26 protein-coding genes are annotated in these 23,117 nt (G+C 59.7%); 18 read left to right on the top strand and 8 right to left on the bottom strand.

Translation table 11 applies throughout. The features are described 5' to 3' along the window. Positions 1-32 precede the first annotated feature (32 nt). The 18 genes from ADJ24_RS08550 to acpT all read left to right on the top strand — a co-directional run bounded on the left by ADJ24_RS08550 (position 33) and on the right by acpT (position 15,282). Positions 33-1,097 carry a class I SAM-dependent methyltransferase gene (locus ADJ24_RS08550; RefSeq protein WP_023309519.1) on the top strand — a complete coding sequence of 355 codons (1,065 nt, stop codon included), beginning with the start codon at positions 33-35 and terminating at the stop codon, positions 1,095-1,097. A gap of 69 nt (positions 1,098-1,166) precedes the next feature. After that, positions 1,167-1,889: a beta-ketoacyl synthase chain length factor gene (locus ADJ24_RS08545; protein ID WP_023309520.1), complete on the top strand. Its 723-nt coding sequence runs from the start codon at positions 1,167-1,169 to the stop codon at positions 1,887-1,889. Beyond that, on the top strand, positions 1,886-2,701 hold the full coding sequence (locus ADJ24_RS08540; RefSeq protein ID WP_023309521.1) for a lysophospholipid acyltransferase family protein: 816 nt from the start codon (positions 1,886-1,888) through the stop codon (positions 2,699-2,701). Before ADJ24_RS08545 ends, ADJ24_RS08540 begins: the two co-directional genes overlap by 4 nt. Next, positions 2,682-2,939 (top strand): phosphopantetheine-binding protein, encoded by a 258-nt coding sequence (locus tag ADJ24_RS08535; RefSeq protein ID WP_008503081.1) that lies wholly within the window; start codon positions 2,682-2,684, stop codon positions 2,937-2,939. The genes ADJ24_RS08540 and ADJ24_RS08535 overlap by 20 nt, the downstream gene beginning before the upstream one ends. Positions 2,940-2,949: 10 nt before the next feature. Continuing rightward, positions 2,950-3,201, top strand: a complete 252-nt coding sequence (locus tag ADJ24_RS08530; protein ID WP_008503082.1) for an acyl carrier protein — start codon at positions 2,950-2,952, stop codon at positions 3,199-3,201. Between the two features lie 6 nt (positions 3,202-3,207). Continuing rightward, entirely contained in the window at positions 3,208-3,795 is a 588-nt protein-coding gene (locus ADJ24_RS08525; RefSeq protein WP_023309522.1) for a hypothetical protein, read from the top strand. Continuing rightward, positions 3,788-5,149, top strand: a complete 1,362-nt coding sequence (locus ADJ24_RS08520) for an acyl-CoA synthetase (RefSeq protein WP_023309523.1) — start codon at positions 3,788-3,790, stop codon at positions 5,147-5,149. Before ADJ24_RS08525 ends, ADJ24_RS08520 begins: the two co-directional genes overlap by 8 nt. Next, entirely contained in the window at positions 5,136-5,489 is a 354-nt protein-coding gene (locus tag ADJ24_RS08515) for a (3R)-hydroxymyristoyl-ACP dehydratase (RefSeq protein ID WP_023309524.1), read from the top strand. Before ADJ24_RS08520 ends, ADJ24_RS08515 begins: the two co-directional genes overlap by 14 nt. Then, entirely contained in the window at positions 5,480-7,171 is a 1,692-nt protein-coding gene (locus ADJ24_RS08510; RefSeq protein ID WP_023309525.1) for a glycosyltransferase family 2 protein, read from the top strand. Before ADJ24_RS08515 ends, ADJ24_RS08510 begins: the two co-directional genes overlap by 10 nt. A 3-nt stretch (positions 7,172-7,174) precedes the next feature. Continuing rightward, positions 7,175-7,597, top strand: a complete 423-nt coding sequence (locus ADJ24_RS08505; RefSeq protein ID WP_023309526.1) for an acyl-CoA thioesterase — start codon at positions 7,175-7,177, stop codon at positions 7,595-7,597. Beyond that, positions 7,594-8,199 carry an outer membrane lipoprotein carrier protein LolA gene (locus tag ADJ24_RS08500; protein WP_023309527.1) on the top strand — a complete coding sequence of 202 codons (606 nt, stop codon included), beginning with the start codon at positions 7,594-7,596 and terminating at the stop codon, positions 8,197-8,199. Before ADJ24_RS08505 ends, ADJ24_RS08500 begins: the two co-directional genes overlap by 4 nt. Next, the gene (locus ADJ24_RS08495; protein ID WP_023309528.1) at positions 8,168-10,492 is read left to right on the top strand and encodes an MMPL family transporter; all 2,325 of its coding nucleotides are present in this window, start codon (positions 8,168-8,170) and stop codon (positions 10,490-10,492) included. Before ADJ24_RS08500 ends, ADJ24_RS08495 begins: the two co-directional genes overlap by 32 nt. After that, positions 10,489-11,067, top strand: a complete 579-nt coding sequence (locus tag ADJ24_RS08490; RefSeq protein ID WP_048702304.1) for a DUF3261 domain-containing protein — start codon at positions 10,489-10,491, stop codon at positions 11,065-11,067. The genes ADJ24_RS08495 and ADJ24_RS08490 overlap by 4 nt, the downstream gene beginning before the upstream one ends. A gap of 1 nt (position 11,068) precedes the next feature. Then, positions 11,069-12,238, top strand: a complete 1,170-nt coding sequence (locus ADJ24_RS08485; protein ID WP_023309530.1) for a beta-ketoacyl-[acyl-carrier-protein] synthase family protein — start codon at positions 11,069-11,071, stop codon at positions 12,236-12,238. Next, positions 12,235-12,708, top strand: coding sequence for a dehydratase (locus tag ADJ24_RS08480; protein WP_023309531.1), 474 nt, complete (start codon positions 12,235-12,237; stop codon positions 12,706-12,708). Before ADJ24_RS08485 ends, ADJ24_RS08480 begins: the two co-directional genes overlap by 4 nt. Then, positions 12,705-13,436: a 3-ketoacyl-ACP reductase FabG2 gene (locus tag ADJ24_RS08475; RefSeq protein ID WP_023309532.1), complete on the top strand. Its 732-nt coding sequence runs from the start codon at positions 12,705-12,707 to the stop codon at positions 13,434-13,436. Before ADJ24_RS08480 ends, ADJ24_RS08475 begins: the two co-directional genes overlap by 4 nt. Next, complete coding sequence (locus ADJ24_RS08470; RefSeq protein WP_023309533.1) at positions 13,433-14,662, top strand: beta-ketoacyl-ACP synthase; 1,230 nt, start codon at positions 13,433-13,435, stop codon at positions 14,660-14,662. The genes ADJ24_RS08475 and ADJ24_RS08470 overlap by 4 nt, the downstream gene beginning before the upstream one ends. A 2-nt stretch (positions 14,663-14,664) precedes the next feature. Beyond that, complete coding sequence (gene acpT / locus ADJ24_RS08465; RefSeq protein WP_023309534.1) at positions 14,665-15,282, top strand: 4'-phosphopantetheinyl transferase AcpT; 618 nt, start codon at positions 14,665-14,667, stop codon at positions 15,280-15,282. Here acpT and arnF read toward each other — a convergent pair. The 8 genes from arnF to ADJ24_RS24055 all read right to left on the bottom strand — a co-directional run. After that, the gene (gene arnF, locus ADJ24_RS08460; protein WP_023309535.1) at positions 15,230-15,619 is read right to left on the bottom strand and encodes a 4-amino-4-deoxy-L-arabinose-phosphoundecaprenol flippase subunit ArnF; all 390 of its coding nucleotides are present in this window, start codon (positions 15,617-15,619) and stop codon (positions 15,230-15,232) included. The two genes, acpT and arnF, sit on opposite strands and share 53 nt — an antisense overlap. Beyond that, complete coding sequence (gene arnE / locus ADJ24_RS08455) at positions 15,616-15,951, bottom strand: 4-amino-4-deoxy-L-arabinose-phosphoundecaprenol flippase subunit ArnE (protein WP_023309536.1); 336 nt, start codon at positions 15,949-15,951, stop codon at positions 15,616-15,618. Before arnE ends, arnF begins: the two co-directional genes overlap by 4 nt. Further along, positions 15,951-17,606 carry a lipid IV(A) 4-amino-4-deoxy-L-arabinosyltransferase gene (gene arnT / locus ADJ24_RS08450; RefSeq protein ID WP_023309537.1) on the bottom strand — a complete coding sequence of 552 codons (1,656 nt, stop codon included), beginning with the start codon at positions 17,604-17,606 and terminating at the stop codon, positions 15,951-15,953. Before arnT ends, arnE begins: the two co-directional genes overlap by 1 nt. Further along, entirely contained in the window at positions 17,603-18,505 is a 903-nt protein-coding gene (arnD, locus tag ADJ24_RS08445) for a 4-deoxy-4-formamido-L-arabinose-phosphoundecaprenol deformylase (protein WP_023309538.1), read from the bottom strand. Before arnD ends, arnT begins: the two co-directional genes overlap by 4 nt. Then, entirely contained in the window at positions 18,502-20,484 is a 1,983-nt protein-coding gene (gene arnA, locus ADJ24_RS08440; protein WP_023309539.1) for a bifunctional UDP-4-amino-4-deoxy-L-arabinose formyltransferase/UDP-glucuronic acid oxidase ArnA, read from the bottom strand. The genes arnD and arnA overlap by 4 nt, the downstream gene beginning before the upstream one ends. Continuing rightward, positions 20,481-21,464, bottom strand: coding sequence for an undecaprenyl-phosphate 4-deoxy-4-formamido-L-arabinose transferase (gene arnC / locus ADJ24_RS08435; protein ID WP_032667968.1), 984 nt, complete (start codon positions 21,462-21,464; stop codon positions 20,481-20,483). Before arnC ends, arnA begins: the two co-directional genes overlap by 4 nt. Position 21,465: 1 nt before the next feature. Beyond that, positions 21,466-22,605: a UDP-4-amino-4-deoxy-L-arabinose aminotransferase gene (gene arnB / locus ADJ24_RS08430; protein ID WP_023309541.1), complete on the bottom strand. Its 1,140-nt coding sequence runs from the start codon at positions 22,603-22,605 to the stop codon at positions 21,466-21,468. A gap of 326 nt (positions 22,606-22,931) precedes the next feature. After that, positions 22,932-23,117, bottom strand: a 186-nt coding sequence (locus ADJ24_RS24055; RefSeq protein ID WP_193389513.1) for a phenolic acid decarboxylase, incomplete at its 5' end; no start/stop codon positions are given.

The following is a 23,117-nucleotide window of genomic DNA, read 5'->3' as shown; positions in this document are numbered from 1 at the left end:
CTCTCTTTATTGCCCTCAAAGGTTACGCAGGAATGTACGAAAAGGACACACTCAGCGCACTGGATGCCATTACCGAAGCGCAACGCATCGCCTTTGCCCCGATGTTATTCCAGACTGCGCTTTGTCTGCGTAACTCAGGCGTTCTCGCCTGGCTCGATAAACAAGGAAAAGAGGGGGCAAGCCTCGAGGAAATAACCGAACACAGCACGCTCGGCAGCTATGGCGTCAGCGTACTGCTGGATATGGGATTAAGCGGTCGAATCGTTACCCAACAGAATGGACGTTATTTCCTGGCAAAAGTGGGCCATTTTTTACTGCACGACGAAATGACCCGCGTAAATATGGATTTCACCCAGGACGTTTGTTATCAGGGGCTATTTCACCTGGCGGACGCCCTGCAGGAGGAAAAACCGGCCGGATTAGCCGTGTTTGGCAACTGGCCAACCATCTACCCGGCGTTATCCCAATTACCAGCTCCGGCGAAAGAGAGCTGGTTCGCCTTCGATCATTACTATTCTGACGCCGCTTTTGACGCTGCTTTGCCATATATATTCGCAAGCTCGCCGACAAAATTGTACGATGTGGGCGGAAATACGGGTAAATGGTCGTTACGCTGCTGCCGCTATGACGAAAATGTTGCCGTGACGATCCTCGATCTGCCGCAGCAGATAGCGCTGGCGCAGGAAAACATCGCAAAAGCAGGTTTTTCTCATCGTATTGCATTCCATGCTGTCGATATGCTTAGCCCAGCAACATTGCCGGGTGACGCCGACGTCTGGTGGATGAGCCAGTTCCTGGATTGTTTCTCTCCGGATCAGATTGTCGCCATGCTGGCGCGCGTCGCACAGGCCATGAAGCCAGGCGCACGTTTGTGCATCATGGAGCTTTTCTGGGATGCTCAGAAATTTGAAGCAGCCTCTTTCAGCCTGAATGCCACCTCGCTCTATTTCACCTGTATGGCGAATGGCAATAGCCGGTTTTACAGCGTAGAGAAGTTTTATCGCTACCTGGAGAGCGCAGGTTTCAACGTTGAACAGCGGCTGGACAACCTCGGGGTCGGTCATACCCTGCTGATATGCACCAAACGTGAACAATAGAGCAGCTTAGCTGCCCGGGTGGCCCAGCCTGCCCCTTGAATACGGTTTTTTTGTCGCGGACGCGCGTAGATGAAATTTTCACTGAACATTATCGACTGGCGGGCGAGAGCGCCAGGACTCAGCGATGCCACAGAGTGGCAGGCGTGGTCACGCCTGCAGCTGACCGTCGATCCAGCGGCCCCGCTTCCCAGCCTGACCGCTTTACCCATGATGACCGCGCGCCGCCTCAACTCAGGCAGTAAGCTGGCGGTGGATATTGGTCTTGCCATGCTGCAAAACCACGCCATTGATGCCGTCGTCTATTCCAGCCGCCACGGCGAGCTGGAGCGCAACGACCGTATTCTGCATGCCCTGGCGACCGGGCAGTCCGTTTCACCCACCGACTTCGCGATGTCCGTGCACAATTCCGCGGTGGGCAATCTTACGATTACCGCACGCCAGGCCATCGTTTCGTCATCCATTTCTGCCGGACTGGACACCTTCCAGCAGGCCTTATGTGAAGTGCTGAGCCTGCTGCAGGCGGGCTATTCCCGCGTCCTGCTGGTCGATTTTGACGGCGCGCTGCCGGAATTTTACCATCCGGCGCTACCGCCGCAGATGCCCACCTGGCCCTACGCGCTGGCGCTGGTGATTGAATCCGGCAACGGATTGCAGTGTGAAACCCGTAGCGGCAGCACGGGTGAAGAACCCGCCCTGCCGCAAAGCCTGATGTTCCTGCAGCGCTATCTCAGCGAGGAGCGTCAGTTCGTGGTGCCCGGCGAACGTTTGCTGTGGCAATGGACGCGCGCATGAACCGCCTGGCTGCCCGAATTAACTGGCTATGGCGCCTGGCGATGACCGGCTTCTGCTTCGCGCTGTTTGGCGTGGGCGGGCTGCTGCTGTCGCTGGTCTGGTTCAACCTGCTGCTCATCGTCCAGCGCGACCGCGCCAGCCGTCGTCGCCTCGCGCGTCGCAGCATTGCGGCCAGCTTCCGCTTCTTCCTGACCGTAGCGCGCGGCCTCGGCGTACTGGACTATCGCATTCACAATCTTGACGCGCTGCGCAGCGATCGGGGTTGTCTGGTGGTGGCTAACCACCCCACGTTAATAGACTACGTGATTCTGGCGTCGGTGATGCCCGAAACCGACTGCCTGGTGAAAAGCGCGCTGCTGCGCAATCCCTTTGTCAGCGGCGTCATCCGCGCGGCGGATTACCTGATTAACAGCGAAGCCGAGCCCCTGCTCGCGACCAGCCAGCAGCGTCTGGCTCAGGGCGACACGCTGTTAATCTTCCCGGAAGGCACGCGTACCCGGTTTGGCGAGGCTATCTCCCTCCAGCGCGGCGCGGCAAATATCGCCGTGCGCTGTAACAGCGATCTGCGGGTGGTGCTGATCCACTGTAGCGAACATCTGCTGGATAAAAAAAGCCGCTGGTATGATGTACCGCCAGAAAAACCTTTTTTCACCGTGGATGTCCGCGACCGCGTGAACATCGACGAATTTTACGATGCAAATGAACAAGAACCGGCGCTGGCGGCAAGGCAGTTAAACCGGCATCTGCAGCATCGATTAACATCAGGCCTTCAATCTTTGTCAGGAATTAATGATGCAAGCGCTTTATCTTGAAATTAAGAATCTCATAATCACCACGCTGAATCTGGACGAGCTTACCGCAGAGGATATTGATACCGATGCCGCGCTGTTTGGCGATGGGCTGGGTCTGGACTCCATTGACGCGCTGGAACTGGGTCTGGCGGTAAAAAACCAGTATGGCGTGGTGCTTTCTGCCGAAAGCGAAGAGATGCGCCAGCACTTCTTTTCCGTCGCCACGCTGGCGTCCTTTATCAACGCTCAACGCGCCTGAGATGTGAACGATGACTGAACAAGAAACCATTTATCAGGAAGTCTGCGGCCTGCTGACCAGGCTCTTTGAAATCGACCCGCAGGACATTACGCCCGAAGCCCGTCTTTACGAAGACCTGGAGCTGGACAGCATTGACGCGGTGGACATGATTGTTCATCTGCAGAAGAAAACGGGCAAGAAAATCAAGCCGGAAACCTTCAAGTCGGTTCGTACCGTTCAGGATGTGGTAGACGCCGTCGAACAGCTTCTGCGCGAAGAGTAAGACCTCGTGCGTGGTGGACGGACGTTCCCGGTCATCCCACTGCTGACAGGGCTGATGCTGCTGGCGTGGCCCTTCCTGATTGGATTTGGGCTGACGCACAACAGCCTGCAGTGGCTGTTGCCGGTGATGGCGCTGGTATTGCTGCTGCGGCTGCGCCAGGCGCGGCGGAACGCTGGCCCGATGCGGTATGTGGTGCAGTGCGTGGCGCTCGCGGGCATCGCGCTCTGCGCGGCAAGCTACCTGCTGAAAACCCACCAGTGGCTGCTGTTCTACCCCGTGGTCGTCAACCTTGTGATGCTGGCCGTGTTCGGGGGTTCGCTGTGGACCGCGATGCCGCTGGTCGAACGGCTTGCGCGCCTGCGCGAGCCAAACCTGCCCCCGGAGGGCGTGCGCTATACCCGCAAGGTGACCCTCGTCTGGTGCGGCTTTTTCATCGGAAACGGCGCGATGGCGCTGTTCACCGTGCTCCACGGCGACATGCATCTGTGGATGCTGTGGAACGGTATGGTGGCCTACATCCTGATGGGGACGCTGATGGCGACAGAGTGGCTGGTGCGCCAGCGGGTGATTAAAAAAGAGATGCACAATGACTAACCCCCTTCCGCTGGGCCAGTGGTTAAATGCGCCCCGCCCTGACGATACGCCCGTTGCCTGGCTTGACGATCGTACCTGGACGCTTGGCCAGTTGCGCCACGACGTGACCTTGCTGGTCGACACCCTGCGTCAGCAGGATGGCGAGCGCTGGGCGCTGTGCTTTGAAAACAGCTACCTGTTTATCGTTGCGCTGCTGGCCTCGCTGCATGCTGGTAAAACGCCGGTCATCCCCGGCCATAGCCGCGTCTCGCAGCTTGAAGAACAGCAGTCGTTGTTTAGCGGCGTTCTGAGCGATCGGACTCTCGGTTTCCATGGCAAGCTGATTGTGGTGGCCTCCAGCCATCAGACGGCTAGCCGCTGGGCGCCCCTGCCGGAGATTGACGAAAGCCGCTTCGTTGAGCTGTTCACCTCCGGCTCCACGGGTACTCCGCGCCGGGTGATTAAGCACATCGTCAGCCTGGATCGCGAAGCCCGTCTGCTGGCTGACCGCTTCGGCGAACGTCTGACCGGCTGTAGCGTTGTCGCCTCGGTCGTACCGCAACACCTGTACGGCCTGACATTCCGCATCGTATTGCCGATGGCGCTGGGGCTGCCGCTGCATGCCGCGATGCTCTACTACGCTGAACAGCTGGCCGCCCTTCCTCATGACAGACATTACCTGTTCATCAGCAGCCCGGCGTTCCTGAAGCGCCTGGATACGGAACTGCCCGCGCCGCCCGTCAGAATGCTGATTTCAGCAGGGGGCATGCTGCCCTGGTGTGACGTTTCCACCACCGCGGGCTGGCTTAACATCTGCCCGGATGAAATTTATGGCAGCACCGAAACCGGGATCCTCGCCTGGCGCCATCGCCAGCAGGATAACGTCCCGTGGCTTGCCTTCCCCGGCGTTATCTTCCATCAGGAAGATGACGCCTGTCGCGTCACGTCGCCATTGATCCACGAGGCTGAAGGACTCCAGCTGGACGATATCCTGAACTTCGACAGCGAGGGGCTGTTCAGCATCGCCGGTCGTCGCGGGCGGGTGGTCAAAATTGAAGAAAAGCGCATCTCGCTTAACGAGATCGAACGTCGCCTGCTGGAGCTCGACGGCATTTGCGAAGCGGCGGCGCTGCCGGTCACGCGCGGAGGCCGTCAGGGGATTGGCGCACTGCTGGTGCTGGACGAAGCGGTTCGCCAGCGCGGGTATATGCAGGATAAAAAAGCGCAGGAGTTCGCCTGGCGTCGCGCCCTGCTGCCGTGGCTTGAGCCGGTCGCCGTTCCGCGCTACTGGCGCATTGTCGATGAAATGCCGGTAAACAGTATGAACAAGCGTGTCTATGCGCAGTTAGAGGAGTTATTTCATGAAAATTCCTGAAATTGAGCGCCGCCAGACACAGCCGGAGAAGCTGGAAATCATTTTGCATCTCGACGCGGCGCTGTTCTGGTTTCAGGGCCATTTTGCCGTACAGCCGCTGCTGCCCGGCGTTGCGCAGCTTGACTGGGTGATGCACTACGCCACAACGTTACTGGCGCCGGGCTACCGCTTTCACAGCATTCAAAACGTGAAGTTCCAGGCGCCTCTGCTGCCGGAAACCACGGTGACGCTGGTGCTTGAGTGGCATGCCGAACGTCAGATGCTGACCTTCAGCTACCAGCGTCACGCCGGGGCGGAGCGCCATACCGCCAGCAGCGGGAAAATTCGGCTATGTCAGTAACCTTTCGCCCCTGCGTGCTGATCCCGTGCTACAACCACGGCGCCATGATCGCCCGCGTGCTGTCGCGTCTCGCGCCGTTCGGCCTGCCGTGCCTGGTGGTGGATGACGGCAGCGAAGCGATCACCCGTCAGGAGCTCGAACGCCTTGCGGCAGAACAGCCGCAGATGACGCTGGTCCGTCTGGCACAAAACGCCGGGAAAGGTGCCGCGGTCATCAGGGGGCTGGAGGAGTGCGCGCGCGTGGGCTATACCCACGCCGTGCAGGTGGACGCGGACGGTCAACACGCCATTGAAGATATCCCCAAACTGCTGGCGCTGGCGGAGCGCCACCCGGATGCGCTGATTTCCGGCCAGCCCATTTACGATGATTCCATTCCGCGCTCGCGGCTCTACGGACGCTGGGTAACCCACGTCTGGGTGTGGATTGAGACCTTATCCCTGCAGCTTAAAGACAGCATGTGCGGCTTTCGGGTCTATCCGGTCTCGCCCACGCTGCGGCTGGCAGCGCGTGAAACGCTCGGCAAACGGATGGACTTTGACACCGAAGTGATGGTCCGTCTTTACTGGCAGGGCAACACCAGCATCTTTCTGCCAACCCGCGTCACCTACCCGCAGGACGGGTTGTCCCACTTCGACGCGTTAAAAGATAACGTGCGGATCTCCCTGATGCATACCCGGCTGTTCTTCGGCATGCTGCCCCGCATGCCCGGCCTGCTTTTCCGTCGACGCCGCCAGCACTGGGCGCAGCAGGACGAGGTCAAAGGCCTGTGGGGGATGCGCCTGATGCTGCGCGTCTGGAAGCTGATGGGCCGCCGGGCCTTTACCGTGCTGCTGTGGCCGGTAATCGGCGTGTACTGGCTTATCGCGCGTCCGGCGCGCCAGGCCTCGCGGCAGTGGATTGAGAGAGTGAAGCAAGAGCTGCGTCAGCGGAACATGCCCGTTCCCCCGCGGCTCAACAGCTTTTTCCATTTCATGCGCTTCGGCAACGCGATGCTGGATAAAGTCGCCAGCTGGCGCGGTGAGCTGAAGTTTGATCGCGACGTGGTCTTTGCCCCCGGCGCGAGCGAAACGCTTAATATCGCGGCGCCGCAGGGCAAGCTGCTGCTGGCCTCGCATCTTGGCGACGTTGAGGCCTGCCGGGCGCTGGCCCAGCTGGACGGCAGCAAAACTATCACCGCCCTGGTCTTCAGCGAGAACGCCCGGCGCTTTAAGCAAATCATGAGCGAAATGGCGCCCCAGGCGGGCGTGAATTTGATGTCGGTTACCGATATCGGCCCGGACACCGCGATTGCCATCAAAGAGAAGCTTGAGCGGGGAGAATGGGTCGCGATTGTGGGCGACCGCATCGCGGTGAATCCGCAGCGTGGCGGCGAGTGGCGCGTGATCTGGAGTCCGTTCATGGGCCAGCCAGCGCCGTTCCCCCAGGGGCCGTTTATCCTGGCCTCCATCCTGCGCTGCCCGGTGGTGCTGATTTTTGCCCTGCGCCAGCAGGGTAAGCTCGTCCTGCACAGCGAACCGTTTGCCGACCCGCTGCGCCTGCCGCGCGGAGAACGCCAGCAGGCGCTGCAGGAGACCGTCGATCGCTACGCGCAGCGGCTGGAGCATTACGCCCTCATGTCGCCGCTCGACTGGTTTAATTTTTTCGATTTCTGGCATCTGCCAGAGTCCAGAGAGAAGGAGTAAAGGGTGCTGACCGATCCCCGCTTTACGACTGAAGTTGAGATCACCGTTCCGTTCCACGACGTCGATATGATGGGCGTGGTCTGGCACGGTAACTATTTCCGCTACTTTGAGATCGCCCGCGAGGCGCTGCTCAATCAGTTTGACTATGGCTATCGCCAGATGAAGGCCTCCGGCTACGTCTGGCCCGTCGTCGATACCCGGGTGAAATACCGCGATGCGGTGACCTTTGAGCAGCGTATTCGCGTCCGCGCGCACGTTGAAGAGTATGAAAACCGCCTGCGCATTGCCTATCAAATTTTCGATGCGCAGACCGGCAAACGCACCACCACCGGTTACACCATCCAGGTGGCGGTAGAAGAAGCGACCCGCGAAATGTGCTTTGTGAGTCCGGCAATACTGTTTGAACGTATGGGAGTAACGCCATGAAATGGTTGCCTTTGCTGGCGCTGATCGTCAGCCCGCTGGTCAGCGCCGTGACGCTGGATGAACTGCAGCAGCGCTTCACCGGGCAGCCCGTCGTGCGCGCGCACTTCGAACAGGTTCGCACCATAAAAGATATGCCGCAGCCGCTGCGCTCGCAGGGCGAGATGCTGATCGCCCGCGACAGCGGCCTGCTGTGGGATCAAAAAGCGCCGTTTCCGATGACGCTCCTGCTGGACGACAAGCGGATGGTTCAGGCCATTAACGGCCAGCCGCCGCAGACCGTCACCGCCGACAATAATCCGCAGATGTTCCAGTTCAACCATCTTCTGCGGGCCCTGTTCCAGGCCGACCGCAGGGTGCTTGAAGAGAACTTCCGCATCGATTTTAAAGACCTGGGCGCGGGCCGCTGGTCGCTGGTGCTTACGCCAAAAACGACGCCGCTGGACAAGATTTTCGCCACCCTCGATCTGGGCGGCGCGACCTATCTGGAGACGATTCGCCTCAACGACAAACAGGGTGACCGTACCGATATCGCCCTTTCACGCCACCAACTGACGCCCGCCAGCCTGACCGATGACGAACGCCAACGCTTTGCCGCACCGTAAATCCCTGCGCCCGGCGCTGCTGTGGGCCACGCTATGCCTGATTCTGCTGGGCGTGCTGCTGTCGCTGCTGCCCGGCGCGCGTCTGAACAGCAGCGTGCTGGCCATGCTGCCGAAGCAGACGCTGGGGGCGATCCCGCCGGCGCTCAACGACGGGTTTATGCAGCGTCTCGACCGCCAGCTGGTCTGGATGGTCAGCCCCGGCAAAGAGCCCGATCCGCGCGTGGCGCAGCAGTGGCTGGCGCTGCTGCAAAGCAGCGATTCGCTCAGCGAGGTCAAAGGCCCGATGGACGCCGCCGGGCAGAAGGCCTGGGGAGAGTTCTTCTGGCAGCACCGAAATGGCCTGATCGATCCCGCCACCCGCGCCCGCCTGCAAAACGGCGGAGAAGCGCAGGCGCAGTGGATTTTATCTCAGCTCTATTCGGCCTTTTCCGGCGTCAGCGGCAAAGAGCTGCAAAACGATCCCCTGATGCTGATGCGCGGCTCGCAGCTCGCTCTGGCGCAAAACGGCCAGAAGCTGCGGCTGATGGACGGCTGGCTGGTCACACAGGATGAGGCGGGAAACTACTGGTATCTGCTGCACGGCGAGCTGGCGGGCTCGTCATTTGATATGCAGCAGACCCACCGGCTCGTGACGACGCTTAACGCGCTGCAGGAGAGGCTAAAAGCGCGTTTCCCGCAGGCGCAGCTGCTTTCTCGCGGGACCGTGTTCTACAGCGATTACGCCAGCCAGCAGGCCAAACGCGACGTCTCGACGCTGGGCATCGCCACCCTGCTTGGCGTGTTCCTGCTCATCGTGGCGGTGTTCCGCTCTCTGCGCCCGCTGCTGCTGAGCGTGCTCTCCATTGCCATCGGCGCGCTGGCGGGTACGGTGGTGACGCTGCTGCTCTTTGGCGAACTGCACCTGATGACGCTGGTGATGAGCATGAGCATCATCGGTATTTCAGCCGACTACACGCTCTACTACCTGACCGAAAGGATGGTGCACGGCGCGGAGCATTCCCCCTGGCAAAGCCTGGCGAAAGTGCGCAATGCGCTGCTGCTGGCGCTGCTGACGACCGTCGCCGCCTACCTGATTATGATGCTGGCCCCCTTCCCCGGGATCCGCCAGATGGCGGTGTTCGCCGCCGTGGGGCTGAGCGCCTCCTGCCTGACGGTGATTTTCTGGCATCCGTGGCTGTGCCGGGGTTTACCGGTGCGCCCGGTTCCGCTGATGGTTATCATGCTGCGCTGGCTGGCCGCCTGGCGACGCAATAAAAAACTGTCCGTTGGTTTGCCCGTCGCGCTGGCGCTGCTCTCCGCCGTAGGGATGAGCACCCTGAGGGTGGACGACGACATCGCCCAGCTGCAGGCGCTGCCGAAAGATATTCTGGCGCAGGAGAAGGCCATTACCGCCCTGACCGGACAGAGCGTCGATCAGAAATGGTTTGTGGTTCATGGCGCCTCGCCTCAGCAAACGCTGGAGCGGCTGGAAGCCTTTACCCCGGCGCTGGCACAGGCGCAGAAAGCCGGAGAGATCGTCCGCTGGCGTACCCTGCCGCTGAACTCGCTGGCGCGCCAGAAAAGCGATCTGAAGCTGCTGCGCGAGGCTGCTCCTGCAGTAACGAACGTGCTGAAAAGCGCCGGGCTCAGCGCCGTATCCCCAAATCTCGACGCCATGCCGGTCAGCGTGGACGCGTGGCTTAAAAGCCCGGCCAGCGAAGGCTGGCGTCTGCTCTGGCTGACCCTGCCCAACGGGGAAAGCGGCGTGCTGGTGCCGGTGGACGGCGCGAAAAACAGCGCTTACCTCGGTGAACTGGCCGCGCGCCATGACGGCGTCGTCTGGGTCGATCGCAAAGCCAGCTTTGACAGCCTGTTTGCCCTCTACCGCACGCTGCTGACGGGGCTATTGTTTGCCGCGCTGGCGGTGATTGCCTGCGGGGCGATGCTGCGCCTCGGCTGGCGTAAAGGGCTGATAAGCCTGGTGCCGTCCGTGCTGTCGCTGAGCTGCGGCCTGGCGGTGCTGGCCGCAACGGGCCACCCGGTGAATCTGTTCTCACTGCTGGCGCTGGTACTGGTGCTCGGCATTGGCATTAACTACACGCTGTTTTTCAGCAACCCGCGCGGTACGCCGCTGACCTCCATGCTGGCGATTACGCTGGCCATGATGACCACGCTGCTGACGCTGGGCATGCTCGTCTTCAGCGCCACCCAGGCCATCAGCAGCTTTGGTATCGTGCTGGTAAGCGGTATTTTTACCGCCTTCCTGCTGGCTCCGCTGGCGATGCCGGATAAGAAAGAGAGAAAACGTAAATGAACGCTTTTTATCGCGCCGTTGCGCTGGCCGCGGCGCTGTTGCTGGCAGGCTACAGCCATTCGACCGATACCAAAGAGACGCGGCCCCAGGCCTGGCTCCAGCCGGGAACTAAAGTTACGCTGCCGCCGCCCGGCATCAGCCCGGCGGTAAGCTCCCAGCAGCTGCTGACCGGCAGCTTTAACGGACAAACGCAGTCTCTGCTGGTGATGCTCAACGCGGATGCGCATAAGGTCACGCTGGCCGGGCTCTCTTCCGTGGGCATTCGTCTGTTCCTGGCAACGTACGATGAGACCGGTATTCATACCGAACAGTCGATCGTCGTGCCACAGCTGCCGCCCGCCAGCCAGGTGCTGGCCGACGTGATGCTCAGCCACTGGCCGATTAGCGCCTGGCAGCCGCAGTTGCCGAAGGGCTGGACGTTAACGGACAATGGCGATCGGCGCGAGTTGCGCAACGCCAGCGGCAAGCTGGTGACGGAGATTGTCTACCTGCAGCGCAAAGGCAAGCGCGAGCCGATCAGCATCGAGCAACACGTCTTTAAATACCACATCACCATTCAATATCTGGGTGACTGAGATGATTTATATATCCGCTGTTGGCATGGTCAACGCGCTGGGCAACTCGCCTGACGAGATTGCCGCGAACCTGACGGCAGGCGTGGCGCCGGGGATGCACGCCCGGACCGGCTGGCTGCAGGGTTTACCCGAAGCCGTACTGGGCGGCGTGGAAGGCGAGCTTCCGCCCATCCCGGACGCCTTCTCCGCACACCGCACCCGCAATAACCAGCTGCTGCTGGCCGCGCTGGCGCAGATTCAGCCCGCCGTTGACGAGGCCATCGCCCGCGTCGGCCGCGACCGGGTGGCCGTGGTGCTGGGGACCAGCACCTCCGGGCTGGATGAGGGCGATGAGCACGTGCGCCGCATGACCCATGGCGAAGCGAGCACGCGCTGGCAGTATCCGCAGCAGGAGCTTGGCGATCCGTCCCGCTTCCTCGCCAACTGGCTTCAGCTCGAAGGCCCGGCCTATACGATCTCGACGGCCTGCTCTTCCAGCGCGCGGGCGATGATCGGCGGCAAACGTCTTATTGAAGCCGGGCTGGTGGACATCGCCATCGTCGGCGGGGCCGATACCCTGAGCCGGATGCCCGTCAACGGCTTTAACAGCCTTGAATCCTTCTCCCCCACGCTCTGCGAGCCGTTTGGTCGCGACCGCCGGGGGATCACCATCGGTGAAGCCGCCGCGCTGATGGTATTGAGCCGGGAGCCCGCCGACGTGGCGCTGCTCGGAACGGGCGAATCCAGCGATGCGTACCATATTTCCGCTCCGCATCCGCAGGGCGAAGGGGCGATAAGGGCGATCGCGCAGGCGCTTAACGAAGCGGGTATGCAGCCGCAGGATATCGGCTACATCAACCTGCACGGCACGGCCACGCCGCTCAACGATCAGATTGAATCGCAGGTGGTGCACGATCTCTTCGGGGAAAGCGTGCCGTGCAGCTCAACCAAACACCTTACCGGCCATACGCTGGGCGCCGCCGGTATTACCGAAGCGGCCCTGAGCTGGCTGATTCTGACGCGCGATCTGCCGTTGCCGCCGCAGGACTTCGCCCGCTACGCGCCGGACGATACTCTGGCGCCGTGCGGCCTGCTGCACCAGCGCGCCGCTCTGAAAAAACCGGTCATTTTGTCTAACTCGTTCGCGTTTGGCGGCAATAACGCCAGCATCCTGCTGGGGAGAGCTTCATGAGCTACTTATCACCCGAAGCCTATTTGCCGCACGAGGCGCCAATGATGCTGCTGGGATCCGTTGAGAACGTTACGGACGACACGGCGGTCTGCCGCGTGGCCGTCAATGGACAAAGCGTGCTGGCGCCGTTTCTCAATGCCGATGGCGACCTGCCGGGCTGGTACGCGCTCGAGCTGATGGCGCAGACCGTCGGCGTCTGGTCGGGCTGGCATCGCCAGCAGCAGGGGCAGGAACATATCGCGCTGGGCATGGTGCTCGGCGCGCGCGAGCTGGTCTGCGCCAGCGGGCATTTCGCCGCAGGCCTGACGCTGGACATCACCGTTAAGCTGCTGATGCAGGACGAACGCTTCGGCAGCTTTGAATGCGCGATTTCCGCTAATGAAGAGACGCTGGCCACGGGCCGGGTCAACACCTTCCAGCCGAGCGCAGAAGAATTAACATCGCTTTTTAATCAGGGATCTAACGCATGAGTCGTTCCGTACTGGTCACAGGGGCCAGCAAAGGCATAGGGCGCGCCATTGCCCGCCAGCTCGCCGCCGACGGGTTTACCGTAGGCGTGCATTACCATCGTGATGCCGCAGGCGCGCAGGAGACGCTGGACGCCATCACGCAGGCGGGAGGCAACGGTCGTTTACTCGCCTTTGATGTGGGCAACCGCGAACAGTGCCGCGAAGTGCTGGAGCAGGAGATTGAAGCCCATGGCGCATGGTATGGCGTGGTCAGCAACGCCGGAATTACCCGCGACGGCGCCTTTCCGGCGCTGAGCGAAAACGACTGGGATAGCGTGATCCACACCAATCTCGACAGTTTTTATAACGTCATTCACCCCTGCATTATGCCGATGATTGGCACCCGTAAAGGGGGACGCATTATCACCTTATCGTCCGTCTCCGGCGTGATGGGCAACCGCGGACAGGTGAACTACAGCGCGGCCAAAGCGGGCATTATCGGCGCCACCAAAGCGCTGGCGATTGAGCTGGCAAAACGCAAAATCACCGTCAACTGCATCGCCCCGGGCCTGATTGATACCGGCATGATTGAGATGGAAGAAGCCGCGCTGAAGGAAGCGATGTCCATCATCCCAATGAAACGTATGGGCCAGGCTGAAGAGGTCGCCGGGCTGGCAAGCTATCTGATGTCGGATATCGCGGGCTATGTTACCCGCCAGGTCATTTCCATTAACGGAGGAATGCTATGACGCGTCGCGTGGTGATTACGGGCATGGGCGGCGTGACCGCCTTTGGCGAAAACTGGCATTCCGTGTCCAGCAGGCTGCTGGCGTATGAAAACGCGGTGCGTAAAATGCCGGAATGGCAGGTGTATGATGGCCTGCATACCCTGCTGGGCGCGCCGATCGACGATTTCTCGCTGCCGGAACACTACACCCGCAAGCGTATTCGCGCCATGGGCCGGGTGTCGTTGATGTCGACCCGCGCCACCGAGCTGGCGCTGGAGCAGGCGGGGCTGATTGGCGAAGCGGTGCTCACCAACGGTCAAACCGGTATCGCCTACGGTTCTTCGACTGGCAGCACCGGTCCGGTCAGCGAATTCGCGACCATGCTCACCGAAAAGCACACCAATAACATCACCGGGACAACCTACGTCCAGATGATGCCGCACACTACGGCGGTGAATACCGGCCTGTTCTTTGGACTACGCGGCCGCGTCATCCCGACCTCAAGCGCCTGTACCTCCGGCAGCCAGGCGATTGGTTACGCCTGGGAGGCGATTCGCCACGGGTATCAGACCGTGATGGTCGCGGGGGGCGCGGAAGAGCTTTGTCCGTCTGAAGCGGCGGTATTTGATACGCTGTTCGCCACCAGCCAGCGCAATGACGCCCCTAAGCACACCCCGTCGCCATTTGATACGCAGCGCGATGGTCTGGTGATTGGAGAAGGCGCAGGCACCCTGATTCTGGAAGAGCTCGAGCACGCAAAAGCGCGCGGGGCCACGATCTACGGCGAAATCGTGGGCTTTGCCACTAACTGCGACGCGGCCCATATCACCCAGCCTCAGCGTGAAACCATGCAGATTTGCATGGAGCAGTCGCTGTCCATGGCGGGATTAAGCGCCCGGGATATGGGGTATATCTCCGCGCACGGTACCGCCACCGATCGCGGCGATATCGCCGAAAGCCTGGCCACCGCCGCTATCTATGGTGACAGCGTGCCGGTTTCCTCGCTGAAGAGCTATTTTGGCCATACGCTGGGTGCCTGCGGCGCGCTGGAAGCGTGGATGAGCCTGCAGATGATGCGCGAAGGCTGGTTTGCCCCGACGCTCAATTTAACGCAGCCGGATGAGCAATGCGGTGCTTTAGATTATATTATGGGAGAAGCCCGTCAGATTGACTGCGAGTATCTGCAGAGCAATAACTTCGCGTTTGGCGGCATCAACACCTCGATTATCATTAAACGCTGGGCGTAACTATGTACCAGTTTGTACTGGGAAAAATCTCCACCCTTTGCGCGGACCCGATGGCGTCAGCGCTCGCAGACAGGGCGCCTCAGGGTGCCCGACAGGCCTCCTGGCTGGCCGGGAGGACGCTGCTCGCCAGAACGTTATCCCCTCGCCCGCTCCCCGACATCATTTACGGCGAGCAGGGCAAACCGGCCTTTGCGAAGGGTCATCCGCTGTGGTTCAACCTGAGCCACAGCGGTGACGATATTGCCCTGCTGATGAGCGATGAAGGTGAAGTCGGCTGCGATATCGAAGTGATTCGCCCGAGGAAGAACTGGCAGGCGCTGGCTAATGCGGTGTTCAGCATGACGGAGCATGACGAGCTGGAGCGTGAAACGCCCGAGGAACGGCTTTCCGCGTTCTGGCGTATCTGGACGCGGAAAGAAGCGATTGTGAAACAGCGTGGCGGCAGCGCATGGCAGATTGTCAGCATCGACAGCACGGCGCAGACGCACGCGGTCAGTCAGCTACAGGTCGGCTCGCTGAGCCTTGCCGTCTGCACATCGACCCCTTATACCCTGACCCACGAGTCGATTATTCACGTTGGGACGTTCGGGGCAGAAAAATCACTAACACGCCCAGAATAATAAACCCGACGCCCACCAGCCCGTGCCAGGAGAAGCGCTCCCCCCAGCCAGGCAGCAGGATCGCGGCGCCCCACACCAGAATATAGCTGAGGCTCAGCAGGGCATAGGCTTTGCTGAGCGCCATACGGTGCAGCGCCAGATACCAGCAGCCCATGGACGCCACATACCCCGTCAACCCCAGCAGCAGCGCGCCCGTGCCGGACGAGAAGTGCCACAACGCGGAAACAAACACCAGGATCTCACTGACCGGTGGCAGTGCCTGCATGGCATTGCGCAGCAGCAGCTGCGCCGCGCTGACTAACAGCACGCTGCATATGGCCCAGAACGCTCCTTTCACAGGCTCCCTCCCAGGATAACAATCCCAATGATGATGAACCCTACCCCCAGCCAGTGATGCGCAGCGACGTGCTCACGCCAGAACGCCTTCGCCGCCAGCGTCACCCAGACAAAATTGAGGCTCAGCATAGGATAGGCAATACCGACAGGCAGGCGTTGCAGCACCACCAGCCAGACCAGCATCCCGCTGCCCAGCGCCAGCAGTGCCAGGCCAAGCCACAGCGCGATGTGCGCCCCGCGCCGCCCGGCTTTCGCCGGACGGGTGGCCTGTTTCTGGCACAGCTGTCCCGCGCAGCTGAGCAGGCTTGCCAGTATCAGCCAGAGCCAGGTCATCACTTCGGCAGATACTCCAGCAGGGCCAGACGCCCCTGAATATACAGGCTGTCCGGTTTCGGCAGATTTGCGCGCGCGATTTCATCGTGTTTTGACAGAAGAATCACCAGCGATACGCGCCCCTGCTGACGATGCTCCGCCAGCCACTGCGCGAAGTCATCTTTATCAACATAACGATCTTTCGCATCGGGATAATCCAGTCCGTAGCGCAGTTCGCCGCTTTGATCGAACATCGTGATGTCATTGCGCTTCAGCTCCCACGCCAGGCTCGCGGCCACGCCAACGTTATTGGCCAGCACGAATCGGCTTTCCTGAAGCGGCTCGCGCACGGTATCGACCAGCGACTGCGGCTGTTTGGAATCCACCACCAGGTTCGGAATGGCAAAACCAATCAGCAGCGCCAGCCCTGCAGGGCACAGTGCCGCCAGCCACCAGCGCTGCTGGCTCTGTCTGAACGTAAACCAGCCTACCGCGGCCCAGATGAGGAACGCCACCACCGCACAGAAGACTTTATACAGTTCAACCGACGTCCAGACCGGATGCTTCGACAGTCCCCACGGCGAGACCACCAGCGCCGCCACCACGCCGATAACGCCAAACGCCAGGTTAATCCCGCCGTTAATGCGTAACGCTCTGGCACCTTTTTCCGCCGCGAGGCAGGCATAGCGCGCCATCAGGATAGCCAGCGGGGCAAAGCAGGGCAGGATATAGGTCGGCAGCTTGCCTTTGGCGATGCTGAAGAACAGCAGCGGCATCACCACCCAACCCAGCAGATAGAACCCGCCACCCGCGTTTTGTCGGTCATTCCAGCCAAGACGAATCGCGCCGGGCAAAAGTGCCAGCCACGGCAGGCTGCCCGCAATCAGGAACGGTATGTAGTACCAGAACGGGGCTTTATGCTGCGCGTCGCTCTGGGCAAAACGCTGAATATGCTCAACCCAAAAGAAGTAACGCCAGAAGTCAGGCTCACGCTGCGCAATGGCCAGCCCCCACGGCAGAACAATCAGCACGCAGCTCAGGATCGCGAGCCAGCCAAAAATCAGCACCTCTTTCCAGCGCTTCTGGGCGATCACCCACGGCAGCACGCCAATCACCGGAACGGCCAGCGCCAGGAAGCCTTTGGTCATCACCCCCATCCCGCAGGCCAGCCCAAGCAGCACATAGCCACCCGCTTTTCCGGAAACGGTTTGGGCCTGTGATGCCAGCCAGAAGCTGCACATCGCCGCCACCAGCCACAGGGTGATGATAGGATCCAGCACCGCATACGTGCCGATGCCATACACCAGGAACAGGGTCAGGAAGATAAGACCGGAGAAAATAGCGGTCCGCTTATCCCGCCAGAGACGCCAGGCCATCCAGATGACCAGCAGCGCGGCTAAGCCGGTAGAGAAGATAGACCCGGCGCGCACGGCGAGGTTGGTGTGCCCGAACAGCAACTGCCCGATGCTGTTGATCCAGTAGCCAGCAATCGGTTTTTCAAAGTAACGCAGCCCCAGAAAATGCGGGACTACCCAGTCTCCGGATGCCAGCATTTCGCGGCTGATTTCCGCATAGCGCGTTTCATCAGGCTGCCAGAGCAGGCGGATATCGACCGGAATGAGGTAGTAAACGATAAACAGTGCGAGAAGCGCTAAGCCATAACGGGCTGTTTTCATGGGACCGGACTCACGGTTTGTTGATAGCCAAGCCAGCCTTCCCGGCCAGCCATTTCATTACGGACGACTTTGCCCACGGGCAGGGTGCTGAGGTCGTCCGGCAGCAGCTCGCTCAATGGGCAAAATTCAATGCCCTCCTGAGCGGCCATCGTCAGCAGTTCGTCGAAATCATGCTGATACGCAATCCCTTCCACTTCGGCATGGATGGTATACACCGGCGTGCCGGCGTCACGATGGATGCGGTCCAGAATGTAGCGATTGAACTCATCCGCCTTCACCTCGCGCCCGACCACTTCATCCCAGGTGGGAAGCGTGACCGGAATTTGCACCGTTCCGTAGCGATTTTCGCCTAACAGCGGCAAAAAAGGTCCGGTTCCGCGGCAGTCGCTGTTGTAGCGAAACGCAAAGGCTTCTTTGGCCTTCACGACGCGCTGATCCGCACGCCATCCAGCCACGGCGGAGCAGCGCACGGGCTGACCGGTAATGGCCTCCAGCTCCAGCATCCCACGCTCGACCTCACGGGACAGGCGCGGGATATCCCAGACTCCCGCCCAGGCTTGCCAGGCATGGTGGTCCCAGGCGTGCAGACCCACCTCATGATGCTGCGCCGCCTCGCGGATAACGGCTTCATTACCCGCGCCGATACGTCTGCCGGGCCAGGCGGTGCCGGCCAGCAAAATATCCCAGCCGTAGAGGGATGCTGCGCGCGAGCGCAGCATTTTGAACAGAAATGCCGGTTTAATCAGACGCCATAAATGGCGTCCCATGTTGTCAGGCCCCACGCTGAAGAAAATGCTGGAACGCACATCGTGTTTGTTCAGCAGTTCCAGCAGTTTGGGTACGCCGTCACGCGTTCCCCTGAAGGTGTCGACATCAATGCGTAAACCGACTTTTTTCATGAGGCCTGTTCCGAAAGCTCCACGGTGCGCAGGAAGAAATCGAGCGTTTCGTCAATGGTCTGCTCCATCTTCACCGTCGGCGTCCAGTTGAGGCAGCGCTTCGCGTTGCGAATGCTTGGCTTACGGTGCTCAACGTCCTGGTAGCCCTTACCATAGTAGCTGCTGCTTTCCACTTCGCGGAAGCCGGCAAACGGCGGGAACTTGTCGCGCAGCGGATGGCGCTCAAAGCTGGCCAGCAGCATCTCTGCCAGCTCGCGAATGCTCGCTTCGTTGTCCGGGTTACCGATGTTGATGATTTCACCGTTGCAGCGGTTATCTTTGTTTTCGATGATGCGGAACAGCGCTTCGATACCGTCGCTGATGTCCGTAAAGCAGCGTTTCTGTTTCCCGCCTTCGATAAGCTTAATGGGCGAGCCTTCTACCAGGTTCAGGATCAGCTGGGTGATCGCACGGGAGCTACCGATACGCGCCGCGTTCAGGTTATCCAGACGCGGGCCCATCCAGTTGAACGGACGGAACAGGGTAAAGCGCAGGCCTTCTTTCTCACCGTAGGCCCAAATCACGCGGTCCAGCAGCTGTTTGGAGACGGAGTAAATCCAGCGCTGTTTGTTGATCGGCCCGACCACCAGGTTGGAGGTGTCTTCATCGAAGTTCTTATCGGTACACATGCCGTACACTTCAGACGTGGACGGGAAGATGATGCGCTTGTCGTATTTCACGCAGTCGCGGATGATCTTCAGGTTCTCTTCGAAGTCCAGCTCGAACACGCGCAGCGGGTTACGGGTGTACTCGATTGGCGTGGCAATGGCGACCAGCGGCAGCACCACGTCGCATTTTTTAATGTGGTATTCAATCCACTCGGAATGGATGCTGATGTCCCCTTCCACGAAGTGGAAACGCGGGTTGTCGAGGAAACGGCTGATGGCATCCGCGCCGATATCCAGACCGTAAATCTCGTAGTTGTCGTCTTTAAGCAGACGTTCGGTCAGGTGGTTACCGATAAAGCCGTTCACGCCGAGGATCAGCACGCGGGTACGGCGCTTGATGGCAACCACCGGCGCGCTAGTAATCAGCGCCCCGGCCACCAGACCCAGAGACTGCGCCAGCTGCGTGCCCTGAACGTACAGGCCGTTGTCGGTTTGTCCGGTGACGATCTCCAGCGCCTGCTCGCCGCAGCTCACAATCAGCGGAGAGACAGAGACGACGGTGCCCGGTTTGGCAGCCGGAATATCGTCACGCACGCGGGATTTCCAGACGATAAATTTGCTTACGCCAGCAAAGCTGTACGCGCCCGGCCACGGGTCGGTCACGGCGCGCACCAGGTTGTGCAGCTGGCGGGCAGGCTTATTCCAGTCCAGACGACCATCTTCCGGCGCGCGGCGGCCAAAGCAGCTTGCATTGCTCTCATCCTGCGCGGTCTCGCTGAAGGTGCCGTTGAGGATGCCTGGAAGTGCATCACGCAGCAGCGTCTGCGCCGTCGCATTCAGCTTTTGATGCAGCTGCAGCGCCGTTTCGTCCGCATCAATAGCGACCTTCTGCTGTGCCACGATAGCGCCCGCGTCCGCACGGCGCACCATGCGGTGCAGCGTTACGCCCGTTTCCGTTTCACCGTTCACCAGCACCCAGTTCAGCGGCGCGCGGCCGCGGTAGGCGGGCAGCAGAGAACCATGAAGATTAAAGGCGCCTTTTGCGGCCAGACCTAAGATCTCGTCGGAAAGCAGGCTGCGATAGTAGAACGAGAAGATTACGTCAGGCGCGAGCGCGCGGATGCGTTCCACCCACAGCGGATGGTTTACATCGTCCGGTGCATAAACCGGGATCCCGCGCTCGGCGGCGATACGCGCCACGGAGCCAAAAAAGTTATTCTCTCCGGTCGTGTCCGGATGGGTAAAGATTGCCGCAATGTCATAGCCCGCTTCCAGCAGGGCCAGCGTGCCCGTGCACCCCATATCGTGATAGGCAAATACAACAGCTTTCATGGGTGAATTTCCTCTTGAGATGCTTTGTGTTCCTGACGGACAACACGTTGAATAAAGTAGCGCGGACGCGCGCGAACATCGTTATAGATACGGCCAATGTATTCACCGAGAAGGCCCATCCCGACAAACTGGGCGCCGATGAACATAAACAGCACGGCAAAGAGCATGAAGACCCCTTCCGCCGCCCACTGCGGGCCAAAGACCAGGCGCAGCACCACCAGCAGAACGGACAGCGCAAAACCGGCCACGGCGATGATGCTGCCGAACACGCTCAGCAGACGCAGCGGCGTGGTGGTCAGGCAGGTGATGAGGTCATACATCAGGTTGATGAGACGCATAAAGCTGTACTTCGATTCCCCGTGCTCGCGCTCGGCGTGCAGAACCGGAATTTCCGTTGCCTTGCGGGCAAAGGTGTTGGCGAGGATCGGAATAAAGGTGCTGCGCTCATGGCAGTGCAGCATCGCGTCGACAATGTGGCGGCGGTAGGCGCGCAGCATGCAGCCGTAATCGCCCATCGCTTTACCGGTCGTGCGCTGGATAAGGCGGTTGATGGTGCGTGAGGCCAGCTTGCGGAACAGACTGTCCTGACGGTTCTGACGTACCGTGCCGACCACGTCATAGCCTTCATCGGCTTTGGCGACCAGACGCGGGATCTCTTCCGGCGGGTTTTGCAGGTCAGCGTCCAGGGTGATGATCAGATCGCCCGTGACGTGGCTAAACCCCGCCATAATCGCCGAGTGCTGGCCGTAGTTGCGGTTGAGCAGCACGGCAACAATATGGCTGCCTTCGGCCTGCGCGGCCTCGGTCAGCATCAGCGCGGAATGATCGCTACTGCCATCATCTACCAGCAGAATTTCATAAGCCTTGCCCATCGTATCGCAGGCGGCGGTTGTACGGCGGATCAGTTCGGGCAGGCTCTCCTGCTCGTTATAAACCGGGATTACCACGGAAACTTTTTGTACAGGCGGTGCACTGAACATATCAATGTCCTGCAAGCTGATGGAGTGCGGTAATGACGCGGGTTGTGTCGTCATGAGTCATATCCGGGAAAAGAGGGAGAGAACAAATACGCGCGCTATTCCATTCAGAATTCGGGAGCGATACATCAGGAAAACGCTCGCGGTAGTATTTTTGGGTGTGTGCCGCGCGGAAGTGGAGGCCGGTACCGATGCCTTTCTCTTTCAGCGCCGCCATCAGGTTGTCGCGTGAGATCCCGCAGCGCGCTTCGTCAACGCGAATAATAAACAGGTGCCAGGCGTGCACGTGCGGCCATGACGGAATGGTGAGCGGCTGGAACGGCGTATCGGCAAGCTCACGCAGGTAGCGTTCAGCAATTTCCTGGCGGCGCCTGTTAGCCTCTTTCAGCTTGCCTAACTGCACCAGCGCCAGCGCGGCGTTGATGTCCGCCAGGTTATATTTATAGCCCGGCGCGATCACTTCCGCCTGCGGCGCGCGGCCGTGCGTCTGGCGGTCATAGGCATCTACGCCCAGGCCATGGAATTTCAGGCTGCGGATCCGCTGTGCCAGCTGGGCATTATCCGTGACGACTAAGCCGCCTTCCGCGCAGGTCATATTTTTAATGGCGTGGAAGGAAAAAATCGCCGTTCCTTTCCAGCCCACATGACGGTTCTTGTAGTACGTTCCGGCGGCATGGGCCGCATCTTCAATAACCGGAATACCGTGACGTTCGCCGATGGCATGAATGGCGTCGATTTCACACGGCGCGCCGGCATAATGAACGGGGATAATGGCTTTGGTACGCGGGGTAATGGCGGCTTCAACGGCTTCTGGCGTCACCATTAATGTATCTTTGTCCACATCAATCATGACCGGCGTGGCACCCAGCAACACGATCATATTCAGCGTGGAGACCCAGGTCTGGGAAGGGGTAATGACTTCATCGCCCGGGCCAATATCCAGCGCCATCAGCGTGACGTGCATACCCGCGGTGGCTGAACAGACGGCAATCGCATGCTGATTCCCGGTAAGCTGACAGAATGCCTCTTCAAGTTCCTGATTCTTTGGCCCGGTGGTGATCCAGCCCGACATCAAAACGTCCTGAAGCGCCGCAATTTCCTCAGCGCCCATCGACGGCCGCGAAAAAGGCAGAAAATCACTCATTATTAATTTCCTTGCAATAAAAATGGCATGTTTTTGATATTAACCAAATGCCAGCCCGTTTATTTCAACGAACCATAAACTTATATCAAAGTAGCTCTCTTTCCTTAGGGAAAAATTAAGACAAGGTATGCAACGTTATAAAACAACTAGCAGTTGCTTGAAAAACAACAAGTTAAATTACGTTTAATTATTTTTAATGTGATCTTCTGCAACATTCTGAAATGAATTGCTTTAAACCAATCCTCAACAAACAAAAAAAATCCCGGCTATTTCATAATAATATGAAATAGCCGGGAACTTTTCTTTTTAGTTAATTGTCGCGCTTATTACAGGTTATCTGGAAAGTTTTTCGGTAATTCACTGGCTGCGCAGGCAATAACGCTTTCATTATTTGCACCGCAGTCGCGTACAAAGGTGATTGTGGCAAATTCATCAATCACTTCGGTTGGATACGCCGGGCCCGGGTAATGACTCCAACTTACTGATAGTGTTTTATGTTCAGATAATGCCCG

This window comes from Enterobacter sp. 940_PEND (assembly GCF_001059415.1).
Taxonomy (GTDB): domain Bacteria; phylum Pseudomonadota; class Gammaproteobacteria; order Enterobacterales; family Enterobacteriaceae; genus Enterobacter; species Enterobacter cloacae_M.
Note: the sequence above shows the minus strand (reverse complement) of the source record. Positions and strands in the feature narration are given on the sequence as shown.